Source organism: Haloarcula sp. H-hyl6, assembly GCF_056934455.1.
In genome coordinates this window covers 333,396-347,928 of record NZ_JBRIIK010000002.1, presented here as the reverse complement: position 1 = coordinate 347,928, position 14,533 = coordinate 333,396, and the positions used below count along the sequence as shown (strand labels likewise).

Sequence of the window (14,533 nt, the reverse complement as noted above, 5' to 3'; positions counted from 1 at the left end):
TTCAAAGGGACGCCGCAAAGAGTCTCAAAGTAAGATGGCACTGTACGAGTCAATCGCGTTCGCGCTGTTCGCGTTGGTGACGGTGGGCAGCGCGGCAGGCGTCGTGTTAGTTCGGGACGTCTGGCATTCGGCGCTGTTACTGGGCGTGTCACTGGTCAGCGTCGCCGTGTTCTACGTCATGAATCAAGCGGCGTTCGTCGCAACGATGCAGATTCTGGTGTACGTCGGCGGCGTCCTCATCCTCATCACCTTCGCGGTGATGCTCACCCGGGAGGACGAAACCGTCATCGAGGTGGCACCATGACCAGCAAACCGAAACTCAACACCGACGGGAGCCTCCTTCCGGGACTGGCGGCCGTCGCGCTGTTCGTCGTCCTCGGCGTCGTGTTCCTCGGGGCGTCGTTCCCGGCGCCGACCGGATTCGGTGAGTCCGCCGCCATCACCAAGAGCCTCGGCGCGGCGATGTTCGACATCGCGCCGAGCGCGATAATGGGCGAGAACGAGGCGGCCGTCCCCGGCGAGGGCTTCCTCGTCGCGTTCGAGATTATCGACGTCGTGCTGGTCGCGGCCCTGGTCGGCGCCATCATGCTGGCCCGGCGCGAGGAGGCCGGCGAAATCGTCGACCTCGGCGTCGACGACTCCGGCTCCGACGAACCGGCGGTCGCCGCCGACGGCGGCGAGGAGACCACGGGGGGTGACGACGCGTGATTCCCGCAGAGACGTACCTCCTGCTCTCGGCGGCCGTGTTCTGTATCGGCCTGTTCGGCATCCTGACCCGACGGAACGCGCTCGTCTTCCTGATGTCCGTCGAACTGATGCTGAACGCGGCGAACATCAACTTCGTCGCGTTCTCGCTCCAGCACGGCAACCTGACCGGACAGGTGTTCGCGCTGTTCGGGATGGCCCTGGCCGCCGCAGAGGTCGCCATCGGCATCGGCATCATCCTCGTGCTGTACCGCAACTTCACTGACGTTGACGTGACGAAGGCGACGACGATGAGGTGGTAACAATGGCTGCATTCACATACGCTCCGGCAATCGTCCTGCTGCCGTTCGTATCGTTCCTCGTCGCACTGTTCGCGGGCGACCGCATGCCGAAAGGCGGCGCGCTCGCGGGCATCGCTGCGACGGGCGGGTCGCTGCTGCTCTCTATCTGGGTCGCGCTCACCGTCGCCGGTGGGAGCGTCCACAACGAGTTCGTCTACACGTGGGTCGCCGGCGTCGAGTCGGTCGCGCTCCGGTTCGGCCTGCTTCTGGACCCGCTCTCCGCGCTGATGTTGCTCATCGTGACGCTCATCTCGTTCCTCGTCCACATATTCTCGCTGGGCTACATGAACGACGAGGACGAGACGGGCCTCCCGCGCTACTACGCCGGCCTCGGCCTGTTCACGGCGAGCATGCTCGGGTTCGTCGTCGCCAACAACCTGCTGATGGCCTTCATGTTCTTCGAACTCGTGGGCCTGTGTTCGTACCTGCTCATCGGCTTCTGGTTCCGCGAGGACGGCCCGCCGAGCGCCGCGAAGAAGGCGTTCCTCGTCACCCGCTTCGGTGACTACTTCTTCCTCATCGGCGTCGTCGGCATCTTCGCCACCTTCGGCACCGGCCTCTTCGCCCCCATCACGCAGAACGGCGAAGTGGTCGCCCAGAGCTTCCCGGTGCTCGCAGAGCACGCCATCGTCGACGGCGAGACGGAGGCCATCGCGATGCTCGACACCGTCGGCCTCTCCCCGCAGGCGTGGTTCACGGTGCTGGGTCTGCTCGTCCTCGGGGGGGTCATCGGGAAGTCCGCGCAGTTCCCACTGCACACGTGGCTCCCCGACGCGATGGAGGGCCCGACGCCCGTCTCCGCGCTCATCCACGCCGCGACGATGGTCGCGGCCGGTGTCTATCTGGTCGCACGGATGTACGGCTTCTACGCCATCTCCCCGACGGCACTCGCGGTCATCGCTCTCATCGGTGGCTTCACGGCCCTGTTCGCCGCGACGATGGGCCTGGTCAAACAGGAGATAAAGCAGGTGCTGGCGTACTCGACCATCTCCCAGTACGGGTACATGATGCTCGCGCTGGGCTCCGGTGGCTACATCGCCGCCGTCTTCCACCTGACCACTCACGCCGTGTTCAAGGCGCTGCTGTTCCTCGGTGCCGGGTCGGTCATCATCGCCATGCACCACAACGAGAACATGTGGGACATGGGCGGTCTGAAAGACGAGATGCCCGTGACCTACTACGCGTTCCTCTCGGGGTCGCTGGCGCTGGCCGGCATCGTCCCGTTCGCCGGCTTCTGGTCCAAGGACGAGGTGCTGTTCGAGGCGCTCATCCACGGGTTCGGTAGCGAGGGCGGCCTCGGGACGGCCTACCTCCTCGCGTACGCGATGGGGCTGTTGGCCGTCTTCTTCACCGGCTTCTACACCTTCCGGATGGTGTTCCTCACCTTCCACGGGAACGCTCGCACCGACACCGCGCGGAACCCCCACGGCGTTCGCTGGAACGTCAAGGGGCCCCTCGCGGTGCTCGGCGTGCTGGCCGCGACGGTCGGGTTCATCAACATGAAGCCCGTCGCGGAACTGACCGGCGCGCACATCGACTTCCTCCACAAGTGGCTCAACGGCCCCGAGGAGGGCGGCTGGCCGGCCGCACTCAACACCGGCCTCCATCACTACGAGGGGCTACTCCACGACGTGGCCCACGTCTCCGCGGGGTACCCGCTCGGTGAGACGCCGACCCTGCTGGCCTCGGCGGCCGTCTCGCTGGGGCTGGCGCTCGCCGGTGCCGGCGCCGCGACGGCGCTGTACCGCGGGCCCGACCCCGTCGAGCACACGGACAAGTTGGGCGGTCTGAAGACGCTACTCATGCACAACTACTATCAGGACGAGTATCAGGTGTGGCTGGCGACGGGGGTCACCTACCCGCTCGCCCGTGCGATGGACAAGTTCGACCAGGGCGTCGTCGACGGCGTCGTCAACGGCGTCTCCAGCGTGAGTCTGTTCGGCGGCAGTCGCATCCGCCGCATCCAGTCCGGCGTCGTCAGCAACTACGCGACGCTGCTGACGCTGGGGCTGGTGCTCCTGCTGGCCATCTTCGGCATCGCTGGGGGGTGGTTCTGAATGTGGGTCGCCGCACTCCTCGCCGTGACCCTCCTCGGGAGCGCCGCCGTCATGCTCTCGCCGGACCGCTACGCCGCGAAACTCGCGGCCGCAATCAGCGCCGTCCCGGCGCTCGCGAGCGTCTACATGTACTACGTCTTCCTCACCCAGAACGGCGGCGCGGGCAACGCCCTGCTCTCGCCCGGTGAGGTGGCCTTCGGCCAGCAGATTCCGTGGATAGACCTCGCGGGCTACACCATCTCGTACTACGTCGGGCTGGACGGCGTCAGCATGCCGCTGCTCGCGCTGACGACGGTGCTGACCACGCTCGCCATCGTTTCGGCGTGGACGCCCATCGACGAGCGACAGTCCCAGTTCTACGGCCTGATGCTGTTCATGGAGACGAGTCTGGTCGGCGTCTTCGCGGCGCTCGACTTCTTCCTCTGGTTCGTCTTCTGGGAGGGCGTGCTCATCCCGATGTACTTCCTCATCGGCGTCTGGGGCGGGCCCCGGCGGAAGTACGCCGCTATCAAGTTCTTCGTCTACACGAACGTCGCCTCCCTCGTCATGTTCGCGGGCCTGTTCGCGCTGGTGTTCAACACCGACCTCACGTCGCTGGCCCTGCCCGCGATGGCCGAGGCGTTCCGGAACGCGTCCGGTCTACCGACAATCGCCGGGTTCAGTCTGGCGACTATCTCGTTCGTCCTGATGTTCTTCGGGTTCGCGGTGAAGGTGCCCGTCTTCCCCCTGCACACGTGGCTGCCGGACGCTCACGTCGAGGCCCCGACGCCGGTGTCGGTGATGCTGGCCGGCGTCCTCCTGAAGATGGGGACCTACGCGCTGTTGCGGTTCAACTTCACGATGCTCGCGGAGACGGCACAGGCGCTGGCCGTTCCGCTGGCCATCGTCGGCGTCGTCAGCGTCATCTACGGCGCGATGCTGGCATTGGCCCAACGCGACCTCAAGCGCATCGTCGCGTACTCCTCCATCTCCTCGATGGGGTACGTCATCCTCGGCCTCGTCGCGTTCACGCCACACGGCATGGGCGGGGCGACCTTCCAGATGGTCGCGCACGGCCTCATCTCGGGCCTGATGTTCATGACCGTCGGCGTCATCTACAACACGACCCACACGCGCATGGTCGGCGACATGTCCGGCCTCGCGGACCGGATGCCGTGGACGGTCGGCATCTTCGTCGCGGCGGCCTTCGGCTACATGGGCCTGCCGCTGATGGCCGGATTCGCCGGCGAGTTCCTCATCTTCCAAGGCGCGTTCGACGCGCCGTCGCTCGGCGGGGCCGCCCCGGTGCTGACCTCCGCCGCGATGTTCGGTATCGTCGTCGTCGCCGGCTACCTGCTGTGGGCGATGCAGCGCACTCTGTTCGGTGGCTTCAGCCTTGAGACCGACTACGAGGTGGGCCCGGCCGCGTTCCACGACGTGGCGCCGCTGGCCGTCCTCCTGTTGCTGGTCATCGCACTCGGTGTCGCACCCGACCTCTCCTACGACATGATTCAACACGCTATCGAACCGCTCACCGGAGGTGGTGCATAGATGGTTCATCAGCTACCTAGCTGGGCGGGGCTCGCACCCGCTCTCGCACTCGCCGTGACGGCGCTCGTCCTGTTACTGGTCGACAGCGTCGACCCCGACACGACGAACACCGGACTCCTCGGCGGCATCTCCGTCGCCGGGTCGCTGGCCTCGCTGGCGTTCGCCGTGTGGTTCATCTTCGGCGGCACCGGCATCCCGACCAACGAGGGCGGCGTCGGGACGCCCGTGCTGTTCAACGGGCAACTGGTCGTCGACCAGATGGCCCTGTTCTTCATGATAATCGTCGCGAGCGTCACGGCGCTCGTGACCCTCGCCAGCACGGACTACGTGCGCGAACACGCCTATCAGGCGGAGTTCTACGCACTCGTCCTGCTGGCCGCCACGGGGATGTCCGTCCTGAGCGCCGCGAACAGTCTGGCGACGGCGTTCGTCGCCCTCGAACTCGTCTCGCTGCCCTCCTACGCGCTGGTCGCGTTCCTGAAGACGAACCGCGGGAGCGTCGAGGCGGGCCTGAAGTACTTCCTCATCGGCGCGGTGTCCTCGGCGGTGTTCGCCTACGGCATCTCGCTGGTGTACGCCGCCACGGGCGTCCTCCGCTTCGACGGCATCGCGACGGCCATCGAGAGCGGTACCGTCCAGACCATCGTCGACGGCACGGTGCAGGCCCAGTCCGGGTCGCCCGCCGTCCCGATGTCCGTGCTGGGCGTCGGCATCATGATGGTCATCGGCGGCGTCGCGTTCAAGATAGCCGCCGTCCCGTTCCAGTTCTGGGCGCCGGAGGCCTACGAGGGCGCGCCCGCCCCCATCTCGGCGTTCCTCTCGTCGGCCTCGAAGGCCGCCGGGTTCGTGCTCGCGTTCCGCACGTTCGCCGTGGCGTTCCCCATCGGCGCACTCGTCTCCAGCGGCGAGGCGCTGAACTGGTTCGTCGTCTTCCAAGTGCTCGCCATCGCGACGATGTTCGTCGGGAATTTCGCCGCCGCCACCCAGGAGAAGGTCAAACGGATGATGGCCTACTCCAGCGTCGGGCACGCCGGCTACGTCCTCATCGGCCTGGCCGCGCTGTCGGCCTCCGGTGACGGGATGGCCCTGTCGATGAGCGCCGGGATGGCCCACCTGCTCGTCTACGGGTTCATGAACACCGGTGCGTTCCTGTTCATCGCGCTCGCCGAGTACTGGGGCGTCGGCCGCCGCTTCGAGGACTACAACGGTCTCGGCCGACAGGCACCGCTGGCCTGTGCCGCGATGACCGTCTTCCTGTTCAGCCTCGCCGGCCTGCCCATCGGCGGCGGGTTCTTCTCGAAGTTCTACCTGTTCTCGGCGACGCTTGACGTCGGCGCGTGGTCGCTCGCGGCCGCGCTGGTCATCAACAGCGCCCTGTCGCTGTTCTACTACTCCCGGGTCGTCAAGGCAATGTGGATAGAGGAGCCCAAGGGTGACCGCTCCATCGAGTCGTACCCGACGGGACTGTACACCGCCATCGTCGCGGCCGCCGTCGTGACGGTGCTGCTGGTCCCCGGGTTCGACTACGTCTCGACGCTCGCGTTCCGCGCCGTCGAACTACTGTAGGTCGTAGACGAACACGCCGCCGCTCTCTCGTTTTTCCGCACGGTCCTGCGCTTCCAGCACGTCCAGATGGCCGACAGCCTCGCTCATCCCCGAGAAGTACTCCGTCGCCGGGAGGTCCCCGAACAGCGCCGTCATCACGTCGGCCGGCGTCGTCGGTCCTTCGGTCAGGACGTCCGCGACTTCCTCGGTGCGCTGGTCGTGTTCGGCGAGGATGGCGTCGATGCGCTCCCGCGGCGACTCCACGGGTTCGCGGTGGCCGGTCAGGAACCGGTCGTGGCCCTGTTCGCGGAGCCACCGGAGCGAGTCGTTGAACGCCGGTAACACGCGGGGTCGTTGGCCACCCCGGTCCTCCGGTGGCTGGAGGAAGGGGTTGGGAGTGATGTCCCCCAGCACGTTGTCGCCGACGATGGCCTCGTGGCGGCCGTCGTAGTCGTACGAGAAGATGAGTTCGCCGGCGGCGTGGCCCGTGACGTTCTCCGCAGTGAGTCGCTCGTCCGCGACGGTAATCGTGTCCCCGTCGCTCAACTCCCGGTCCGTCGCCACGCTCTGGGCGTACGCCAGAAATGCCTCCGGGAGCTGTGTGACCGCTTCGGCCGTCTCTCTGGAGATGCCACACCGTTCGAAGAAGTCGGCGAAGTACGACTGCTCGTACTTCAGTCGGGCCGCGAAGTCGCCCATGATGTCCGCCGCCTCGGCGCTGGCGAGGACCCGAGCGCCCTCCGAGCGGAGTCGCGCCGCCAGTCCGAAGTGGTCCGGGTGTGGGTGAGTCACGACCACCTGCGAGATGTCGCCGGGCGCGAGTTCACGCGCCTCCAACGTCTCCAACAACCGCGACCACGCCTCCTCGCTGTCCGGCCCGGGGTCGACCACCGTTCGACCGGCGACGTAGGCGTTGACCGCACCGACCTGAAACGGTGTGGGAATCGATACCCGTGTGAACATACCACGACCTATCGGGTCGGAGTGGAAAACTGTTCGTACACTCCCGGTCGGGCACAAAGGATTTATTCGTCGTTGCCCAAGGGACAGATATGAACAAGCACTTCGAAGACGCTCGGTACTACCTCAAGCGCGCCGGTGAAACCGCCAGCAAGGGCGTCAAAGAGGAACTCGAACCTGTCGAAGCGCGGTTCCGTGAACTGACCGGGAAGGAAGCGGAACCGGAGCCGGGCCGCCTCGACAGGGTGAAGGCCGACCTGAAAGACCTCCAGCAGAACGCCGAGGGCGAAGCCGAACAGGCAATCGCCGACGCCCGCTCGAAAATCGAGTCCTACCGGCAGAAAGACGAGACGGAAGCGTAGTCGGAACGCAATTCTTAATGTATCCGGTCGAATAGCCACGGGTGTAGCCGGGTTGGTGATCTAGTCCGGTTATGATACCTCCTTCACACGGAGGAAGTCGGCGGTTCGAATCCGCCCCAACCCATTTCATATTTCTCGCTCCGACGAGCGTAGCCTGTGTCGTGTGTTCGGCGAGATTCAGTCCATCGAATCTCCGACCGACCACGTATTCGGCACGTCAGAGCCGCCAGCGGCGCAGACGTCGCTCGATTAGCGGGTTTCTAGTAAGGAGGGTCGACGTCGAACGGCCGCCCGTGGCAGACGAACACCCTAGACGGGCGGTCCTCCGTTGGGCCGGGGGCCTGACTGCGGTCGGGTTGGCCGGCTGTGCGGACACGGCAAGCACCGACGGTGACGGGACAGCGTCGTCCCCGACGACTGCCGGGACCGACGCGACCGAGACACAGAGCGAAACAGCGACCGAAACCGACACAGAGACCATACAGATGAGTACTGTCTTTCACTTCTCCGGCGGGACTGGCGAACAGTCGCACGCACTCAACAACGTGGCGAACTTACTGGACGCGGACGGGACGGACGTCGAGAACGTCGTCCTCGTCGCCAACGGACAGGGCATCAAACTGCTCGCCCGATCCACCGCCGAGAACCCCGACCGGGTTCGGTCGCTCGTCGAGGACGGCGTCTCGTTCCGCGCCTGCCGGAACTCGATGGAGGCGTTCAGCCTGAGCGAGGCCGACCTCATCGAGGGCGTCGAAACGGTCCCGGCAGGGGTGGCCGAACTCACCGAACTGCAGGCCAGAGAGAACTTCGCGTACATCGAGACACCCTGAGCGGACGACGGCGGACGAGGCACCGCTCGCGGTGTGCTGGGGACAGGTACCTCCCGAGAAGAGCACTTACTCACCGAACAGAACTTCTCGTGCCGTCCAAGCGGAGGTTTTCGGAACGGTCTCGTCGAAGGCCTTCTTCGCCTTCAGGAAGGTCCCCTCGGGAATCTGCGTGTTGTCGCCGGGCATCACGGCCACGTCGTCCCCGGTCCCGTCCTCCAGTGAGACGGCGGCGACGGGCATCGAAAACCCGACCACTGCGACTGTGAGGACGGCGAGCGTGACGACCGTTCGAGAGAAGGTCTCTACCATATCGACACCATGTACGTGCCAACTCGACATATAGTAGTACGGTCAGCTATCGCCCGACGCCATAGCGGGGCGTGGCAGGCATGATAGCCCTCGGTCGACCTGTGGTAACGACCCCGCGAGACGCGACTCACGCCGTCTCGACGAACTGTGCGTCCGCAGAGGTGTGGCCGCGATTGAACGAGAGGACGCGAGCGCGAACCACGTCACCGACCGAGAGCGACGACGGCACGCCTTCGGTGAAGACGACGAACCCTTCGACCTTGCCGACGGCGACGCGGTCGCCCGAGTGATGGTCGGTGAACTCGGTGATGCCGAACTCGTACGTCTCGCCGATATCTACCGGCGGTTCGCGCTCCTGTGCGGCCTCGTGTGCGCGCTGGGACTCACGGGCGTCCGAAGAGCCTCGGCGTCGGAGCGCCGCGACGCCGAGGAGGAGGACGACCACGCCGCCACCGACCGCGAGCAAGATGTGGTTCACAGCGGGAGTGTCAGCGGCCACGTTATAATAGGTTGGAGAGTCGGAGTCGAGATTACGCAGCGTCGTCGTCGAGACTGTCGGCCTCGTACTCGTCCTCGTACTTCGCCACGGCGGCCTCGAAACTCTCACGGGCGCGCTCGTAGGTCGCTCGGAGGTCCTCGATGGGCGTTCGAGTGGCGTCGACGCGCAGGTCCTCGTGGTACGGGTCCATCTCCCGGTCCTCCGTGGTCGTCACCTTCAGCGCGGCGGACTGGACCTCGAGGTCGGTGCGCTTGTCACCCCCTTCGGTGTGGCCCACTTCGAGGGCGTCTATCAGTCGTTCGGCGAGCGGCGCGTCCGGGTCTGCCGACTCGAAAGCGTCGGCCGTCGCCTCGACGACAGCCTCGCCGGTGAGGAGGTTCCCAGCGACGGTCAGCCCCTCCCGTTCGACGTGCCCGAACCACTCGCCGCACTCCTCGCCGGAGAAGGCGAACGTCCCGTCGGCGTCGACACCGTGGAGTTGCCGTGATGGTTTCCCCTCGTCGGCCGCGAGCAACGCCGACAGTGCGTCCTCGACGGCGAGTCCGTCGGCGAGGTACTCGACTCCCTTCCGTCCGAGTTCGACGTTGACCAGCGACTGCGTCGCCACCGCCCCGTGTTCGTTGGCGAACGGACACAGCGTCCCGACGGCGGCGAGTCGCGTGGTCACGGCGACGCCGTACCGCGTCTGGTCGGTCCCCTCCTCGTCCTCGTAGGACTCGCGCACGCAGATGCTGAACGTCACGGCGTCGCTTCGGGCCCGACAGCACAAAAGCGGTCGGGCAGAGGCGATGAACGAGTTCTACGACTATACGCGAGAATTATAAACTTTGATAGCTGGGAAGGTGAATTTATAGTGGACTTTACCGGTGGTTCTTGTATGGAGAACACTATACATATAGGGCCTACTCAGCGACAGGGGGCCGTTGAGGACCGGTACGCACAGATAAAGTGTATCACGAGGGCAGGTGACCGGCGGTGAAGGAACGAGGCACCGACCAGCGACGGAAACTGCGGGCTGTGTGGTTATCAGCGTTGCTCGTGTTCTCGATAACCGCGCCACTGACTTTCGCCGCCTCACCAGCGGCCGGCAACACGCTCAGCGCCGGCAACACGGCCGTCGGAAACGCCCCGATGGCGGACATCCCGGACGCGACCATCGACCCGAGCAGCGACTCCGACCTTCCGGTGTCGTACAACGTCAGCAAGATGGGCATCGCGGACGGCGATGTCGTACTCGTCCTCACGAACGAGAGCGACCCCGACCGCCCCACCGTGGCGTCAGTCTCGGGACTCTCGACGAAGGCGGAGGACTACCCGGTGACGATTCCAGCGGGCTCACTCGGTACGACAGCAGACGTGAGCGTCCAGATGATAGACGACAGCGGGTCCGAACCGTCAGCTATCTCGGGTGCGAGCGATACGGCGACGATTACCGTCGACACTAGCTCGGCCAACACCGGCCCCTCCGCCGCGCTGTCGTTGAACGAGACAGACCTCGCTGTCGGCGATACCGTCGAACTCGACGCCTCCGGGTCGGCAGACCCGGACGGGACCATCGACAGCTACGCGTGGGATTTCGACGGCGACGGTCAGATAGACAGGACGACGAGTAGCCCGACGGTCGCGCACACTGTCGACACGACTGGCGCCTACGAGATGAGCGTCTTCGTGGCCGACGACGACGGCGCCACCGCGGCCGCATCAGCACAGGTCTCCGTCAGTGAGGTCGGAGCGCCGAGTGCGGCACTGGCAGCATCACCTACGTCAGCCGCCGTCGACCAGTCAGTGTCGTTCGACGCCTCGGGGTCGACCGACGCCGACGGGACCGTCGAACAGTACGAGTGGGACTTCGACGGCGACGGCACCTACGACGCGACGACCAGCGGACCGACCACCAGCCACGCGTACGACAGTGTGGACTTCTACACCGCGACGGTCCGCATCACCGACGACGACGGAAAGACCGACACTGCGAGCGTGGACGTCACCGTCGGCGACGCCGGTGACCCCGTGGCGTGGTTCACGCCCACGCCGTCCTCAGCCAATTTCCCGTCGACGTACCCCTCGGTCGCGGAGTCCGTCTCCTTCGACGCGGCGAACTCCTTCGACCGCGACGGGTCCATCACCACGTACGAGTGGGACTTCGACGGCGACGGCACATACGATGCGACCGGCCAGTCAGTCAGTCACTCCTACGGGAGTTCGGGAACCTACGACGCGAAACTCCGCGTGACCGACGACAACGGCAACACGGCCGTCAGAACCGTTCGGATGTTCGCGGGCCTCTCTCCGAGCGTCGTCTCCAGCGACGTCACGCACGTCGGCGGTACTCAACCGCAGATGACCGACGTCAGCGTGGACGCCTTCTTCTCGTCCGACCTCGTGCAGATTCAGGTCAAGAACGACACGAGTCAGACGTTCGAGGACGACTACGAACTGAAGGGACTCGGCGTCGACGACACCACCGAACTACAGATTTCGGTCACGGTCGAAAACTACGTGCCGCGCTCGCTCATCGGGAGCGCCCACGACGTCGAGTGGACCCGGACCAACAACGGCGACGGGACGTGGACCATCACCATCACGGGGACGCCCGCAGAGCTACAGTACTACTTCGAGGACGGCGGTGGGACCCCGTCGTGGGACGGGACGCTACAGGCGACGGACGCCGACGCACAGGCCATGACGTACGCCGTCGGCGACCTGCGCGTCTTCGAGACCCAGCGCCAACGCCGGTTGAACGGGTCCGCGTTCCTCACCGACGCACAGAGCTTCGGACAACCGCGGTACGACACCTCCGGCGCCAACGACGCCATCGAACTCAGCCTGAGCGCGGCCCACTTCAACGCCGACGGCACCGTCAACGACGGGTTCTTCGAGGCGTACCTCCCGCCGGCGATGTTGGACCACTGGGGCGTGAGCGCCTCCGCACTCAGCGGCTCCTTCCAAGGAGCGACTCGCCAATCGACGATAACGAGCACGCAGAATGGCGGTGCACGAATCGACTTCAGCGTCCACTACTCGTCGGGTGACGCGTCAATCACCGTCGACAACACCGCACCGACCGCCGAGGCCGGCAGTGACCAGACCGTCACCGTGGGCGAGTCGGTGTCCTTCGACGGGAGCGCCTCGACGGACAACGCGGAGCTAGACACGTTCGAGTGGGACTTCGACGGCGACGGCACCTACGACGAGAACGGGTCCTCGGCGACGACCAGCCACACGTTCCAGAGCGACGGGACGAAGACAGTCACGCTCCGCGTGACCGACGGCGCGGGTAACACGGCCACTGACACCGTAACCATCACCGTCGAGTCCCAGAGTGGTGGCGGCGGTGGCGACGGCGACGGGCCGGTAATCGTCAATCCTGCTCCGGCCGAGGAAGAGACCGAAGTCCTCGAAAACCAGTCGACCGAGGTCGTGACCGACACCAACACGACAGAGGACAGGGACGGACCGACCGACGAACCGACGGCGACCCCCGAACGCACACAGACCCCCGACGCGCCGACTGAATCAGAGAGGACCACGACGCCGGAGCAGACCCCCGCCCCGGCGGACGACACCCCGACCGCAGAACCCGACGGTAAAGACGACGCGCCCGCCGCGGAACCGACGACCGGTGCGGACGGCCCCGGCTTTGGCGTCCTCGTCGCCCTACTCGGTCTGACAGCCGGCGCGTTCCTCGGTCGCAGACGGGAGTAAGCCCACACTACGACCGGCGCTCGGTTCAGAGTCCGAGTTTGTCCCTGAGACCGCCACTCGACGACGTCGATTGGTCGTCGAACGACCACTCGGTCGGGAGTTCCTCGGCCAGTTCGGCCACCTCGTCGTCGCCGAACCGCGGGTCCGAGACGGCGTGGTCGAGCCACTCGCCCCACTCCTCGGGCGAGAGGAGTCCCCGAGAATCCGTCTCCCACTGGTCGACGAGAGCTTCGCGGTCGCGGAAGGGGATGTCCATGCCGCTGTCGCCCCAGTACAGCGGGGAGAGTTCGAACGCGTGGGTGTCGCCGTCCAGCCAGACGAGGCGGTAGGGGTAGTCGTTGTACAGGAAGACGTCCTCTGGACCCACCTCGTCGCCGTTGGGGAGTTCGAGCGTCTCGCTCATGGGCGACACTACGGGCGCGTTCGGTTTCAGGGTTGTGCGGACCGCTCCGGAACGGCGTCAGAGAGAGGAATGTCGGGCCGGCGGTCGCCGTCTCAGTACTCGTGGAGGGGGCGCTGGCGAATCTTGGTCCGCAGGTCGCCAATCGAGGGGTTGCCGTCGCCGACGAACTGCTGACAGACGGCGTGGACCTCTTCGCGGGTAATCTTGACGTTCCCCTGTTCGATGACGTCTGCCGGGCGAGCGCGGAGTTCGCGGATGGTCCCCACTGCCAGCAGGAAGGGGATGGCCCACGCCGACAGGGAGTTGCCCCGCGTCTCCGGCATGGCGTCGAGCCACGTCTGCGCGCCGTCGAGGTAGCTCTCGGCCCGGGCGGTCACCTGTTCGATGACCGGGACCAGCGACTCGACGTTGCTCGGGTCGCCCACGTCGCCATGGTCGAGTCCCTCCTCGCGGAGCAGTTCCAGCGGGAGGTAGACGTTGTTCTCCTCCTCCATGTCCGTCGCGGCGTCCTTCGCGACGTTTACCAACTGGAGCAAGAGCGCGAACGAGCGGGCGTTCTCCTCCATCCGGCGGACCTGTTCCTCGGTCGCTTCGTGGGAGACGAGGCCCGTCACGAGAGTCCCGACGGTGCCGGCGGCGTACCAGCAGTACTCCTCGAGTTCTTCGAGCGTCTTGATGCGCAGGCCGCCCTCGTCGGCGTAGCGGTCGACGAACATCGCCATCCCGTCGACGAGTTCGCGGACCGGACCGCGAATCGCGTCGAGCGAGTGGCTTTCGAGCGACCGGAAGACGCCGACCGCCCGGCCGGCGTTGTCGACGACCTCCCAGTCGTCGGTCGTCGTCGCCGGGAGCCACTCTGCCGCCGCGTCGTCGAACGCCCTGACGGAGGTGTCCGACGACGGGTCCAGCGTCCGACTGTACAGACGGAGGAGGTCCGCCTGTACGGCCGGCGGGATGTGCCCGGCGTCCTCGATGGTGTCGGCGACGCGGCAGAGGAGATAGCCGACACAGATGTCGCGTGCCATCGGCTCGTCGAGTTCCGCAATTGTCAAACTAAACGTCCGCGAGACCCGGTGGACGGCGTCGTAGCACCACGCAATGTCTTCCTGTGACGACCGGCCAGTGTGGTTCTGAGACATTCCCGTCACCCGGCGTAGGGCGTACTGTAATAAAAATGGGTTGGCTGGCGGGCGTGACACGATGGCGGCACCGGTGCCGGGTGTCGTCGAACGCCACGCCTAAGCCGAGCAAGTGCCTACCCTGACCCATGACCGTCCCCCGTGCGGT

Annotated in this window: 15 protein-coding genes and 1 tRNA gene; 10 read left to right on the top strand and 6 right to left on the bottom strand. The window is 65.9% G+C overall.

What is annotated here, in order from left to right; genetic code table 11:
- Positions 1-34: 34 nt before the first annotated feature.
- The 6 genes from Hhyl6_RS15150 to Hhyl6_RS15125 are packed head-to-tail and all read left to right on the top strand — an operon-like array spanning position 35 to position 6,199.
- Positions 35-304 carry an NADH-quinone oxidoreductase subunit J gene (locus Hhyl6_RS15150; RefSeq protein ID WP_483740089.1) on the top strand — a complete coding sequence of 90 codons (270 nt, stop codon included), beginning with the start codon at positions 35-37 and terminating at the stop codon, positions 302-304.
- Positions 301-708, top strand: coding sequence for an NADH-quinone oxidoreductase subunit J family protein (locus tag Hhyl6_RS15145; RefSeq protein ID WP_483740088.1), 408 nt, complete (start codon positions 301-303; stop codon positions 706-708). The genes Hhyl6_RS15150 and Hhyl6_RS15145 overlap by 4 nt, the downstream gene beginning before the upstream one ends.
- A complete protein-coding gene (gene nuoK / locus Hhyl6_RS15140; RefSeq protein WP_483740087.1) occupies positions 705-1,007 on the top strand; it encodes an NADH-quinone oxidoreductase subunit NuoK in 303 nt (100 codons plus the stop codon). The genes Hhyl6_RS15145 and nuoK overlap by 4 nt, the downstream gene beginning before the upstream one ends.
- Before the next feature lie 2 nt (positions 1,008-1,009).
- The gene (gene nuoL / locus Hhyl6_RS15135) at positions 1,010-3,103 is read left to right on the top strand and encodes an NADH-quinone oxidoreductase subunit L (RefSeq protein WP_483740086.1); all 2,094 of its coding nucleotides are present in this window, start codon (positions 1,010-1,012) and stop codon (positions 3,101-3,103) included.
- A complete protein-coding gene (locus Hhyl6_RS15130; protein WP_483740085.1) occupies positions 3,104-4,633 on the top strand; it encodes a complex I subunit 4 family protein in 1,530 nt (509 codons plus the stop codon).
- Positions 4,634-6,199 carry an NADH-quinone oxidoreductase subunit N gene (locus Hhyl6_RS15125; RefSeq protein ID WP_483740084.1) on the top strand — a complete coding sequence of 522 codons (1,566 nt, stop codon included), beginning with the start codon at positions 4,634-4,636 and terminating at the stop codon, positions 6,197-6,199.
- Here the strand turns inward: Hhyl6_RS15125 and Hhyl6_RS15120 are convergent.
- Complete coding sequence (locus Hhyl6_RS15120) at positions 6,191-7,141, bottom strand: MBL fold metallo-hydrolase (RefSeq protein ID WP_483740083.1); 951 nt, start codon at positions 7,139-7,141, stop codon at positions 6,191-6,193. The genes Hhyl6_RS15125 and Hhyl6_RS15120 overlap by 9 nt on opposite strands.
- 89 nt (positions 7,142-7,230) lie before the next feature.
- On the opposite strand from Hhyl6_RS15120, the gene Hhyl6_RS15115 reads away from it, so the two are divergent.
- The 3 genes from Hhyl6_RS15115 to Hhyl6_RS15105 all read left to right on the top strand — a co-directional run bounded on the left by Hhyl6_RS15115 (position 7,231) and on the right by Hhyl6_RS15105 (position 8,330).
- A complete protein-coding gene (locus Hhyl6_RS15115; protein ID WP_483740082.1) occupies positions 7,231-7,500 on the top strand; it encodes a DUF7553 family protein in 270 nt (89 codons plus the stop codon).
- 49 nt (positions 7,501-7,549) lie between these two features.
- Positions 7,550-7,624: transfer RNA gene (locus Hhyl6_RS15110), tRNA-Val, on the top strand.
- Between the two features lie 169 nt (positions 7,625-7,793).
- Positions 7,794-8,330, top strand: a complete 537-nt coding sequence (locus Hhyl6_RS15105; RefSeq protein WP_483740081.1) for a DsrE family protein — start codon at positions 7,794-7,796, stop codon at positions 8,328-8,330.
- Positions 8,331-8,396: 66 nt separating this feature from the next.
- On the opposite strand, the gene Hhyl6_RS15100 is transcribed toward Hhyl6_RS15105, so the two are convergent.
- From Hhyl6_RS15100 to Hhyl6_RS15090, 3 genes are all read right to left on the bottom strand, one after another.
- Positions 8,397-8,639, bottom strand: coding sequence for a hypothetical protein (locus Hhyl6_RS15100; RefSeq protein WP_483740080.1), 243 nt, complete (start codon positions 8,637-8,639; stop codon positions 8,397-8,399).
- Between the two features lie 127 nt (positions 8,640-8,766).
- Positions 8,767-9,117 (bottom strand): TRAM domain-containing protein, encoded by a 351-nt coding sequence (locus Hhyl6_RS15095; protein ID WP_483740079.1) that lies wholly within the window; start codon positions 9,115-9,117, stop codon positions 8,767-8,769.
- Positions 9,118-9,169: 52 nt separating this feature from the next.
- Positions 9,170-9,880: a DUF1028 domain-containing protein gene (locus Hhyl6_RS15090; RefSeq protein ID WP_483740078.1), complete on the bottom strand. Its 711-nt coding sequence runs from the start codon at positions 9,878-9,880 to the stop codon at positions 9,170-9,172.
- Between the two features lie 233 nt (positions 9,881-10,113).
- Between Hhyl6_RS15090 and Hhyl6_RS15085 the strand changes: the two genes are divergently transcribed.
- Entirely contained in the window at positions 10,114-12,843 is a 2,730-nt protein-coding gene (locus Hhyl6_RS15085; protein WP_483740077.1) for a PKD domain-containing protein, read from the top strand.
- A gap of 25 nt (positions 12,844-12,868) precedes the next feature.
- Here the strand turns inward: Hhyl6_RS15085 and Hhyl6_RS15080 are convergent, their stop codons facing one another.
- Both Hhyl6_RS15080 and Hhyl6_RS15075 read right to left on the bottom strand, forming a co-directional pair.
- Positions 12,869-13,246 (bottom strand): hypothetical protein, encoded by a 378-nt coding sequence (locus Hhyl6_RS15080; protein ID WP_483740076.1) that lies wholly within the window; start codon positions 13,244-13,246, stop codon positions 12,869-12,871.
- Between the two features lie 92 nt (positions 13,247-13,338).
- Positions 13,339-14,385, bottom strand: coding sequence for a phytoene/squalene synthase family protein (locus Hhyl6_RS15075; protein WP_483740075.1), 1,047 nt, complete (start codon positions 14,383-14,385; stop codon positions 13,339-13,341).
- Between the last annotated feature and the right edge of the window lie 148 nt (positions 14,386-14,533).

Excerpts from the sequence above, each read along its gene's own strand:
- Hhyl6_RS15150 (WP_483740089.1), top strand. The coding sequence starts at position 35 with ATGGCACTGTACGAGTCAATCGCGTTCGCGCTGTTCGCGTTGGTGACG.
- Hhyl6_RS15145 (WP_483740088.1), top strand. The coding sequence starts at position 301 with ATGACCAGCAAACCGAAACTCAACACCGACGGGAGCCTCCTTCCGGGA.
- nuoL (WP_483740086.1), top strand. The coding sequence starts at position 1,010 with ATGGCTGCATTCACATACGCTCCGGCAATCGTCCTGCTGCCGTTCGTA.
- Hhyl6_RS15130 (WP_483740085.1), top strand. The coding sequence starts at position 3,104 with ATGTGGGTCGCCGCACTCCTCGCCGTGACCCTCCTCGGGAGCGCCGCC.
- Hhyl6_RS15125 (WP_483740084.1), top strand. The coding sequence starts at position 4,634 with ATGGTTCATCAGCTACCTAGCTGGGCGGGGCTCGCACCCGCTCTCGCA.
- Hhyl6_RS15120 (WP_483740083.1), bottom strand. The coding sequence starts at position 7,141 with ATGTTCACACGGGTATCGATTCCCACACCGTTTCAGGTCGGTGCGGTC.
- Hhyl6_RS15115 (WP_483740082.1), top strand. The coding sequence starts at position 7,231 with ATGAACAAGCACTTCGAAGACGCTCGGTACTACCTCAAGCGCGCCGGT.
- Hhyl6_RS15100 (WP_483740080.1), bottom strand. The coding sequence starts at position 8,639 with ATGGTAGAGACCTTCTCTCGAACGGTCGTCACGCTCGCCGTCCTCACA.
- Hhyl6_RS15080 (WP_483740076.1), bottom strand. The coding sequence starts at position 13,246 with ATGAGCGAGACGCTCGAACTCCCCAACGGCGACGAGGTGGGTCCAGAG.
- Hhyl6_RS15075 (WP_483740075.1), bottom strand. The coding sequence starts at position 14,385 with ATGTCTCAGAACCACACTGGCCGGTCGTCACAGGAAGACATTGCGTGG.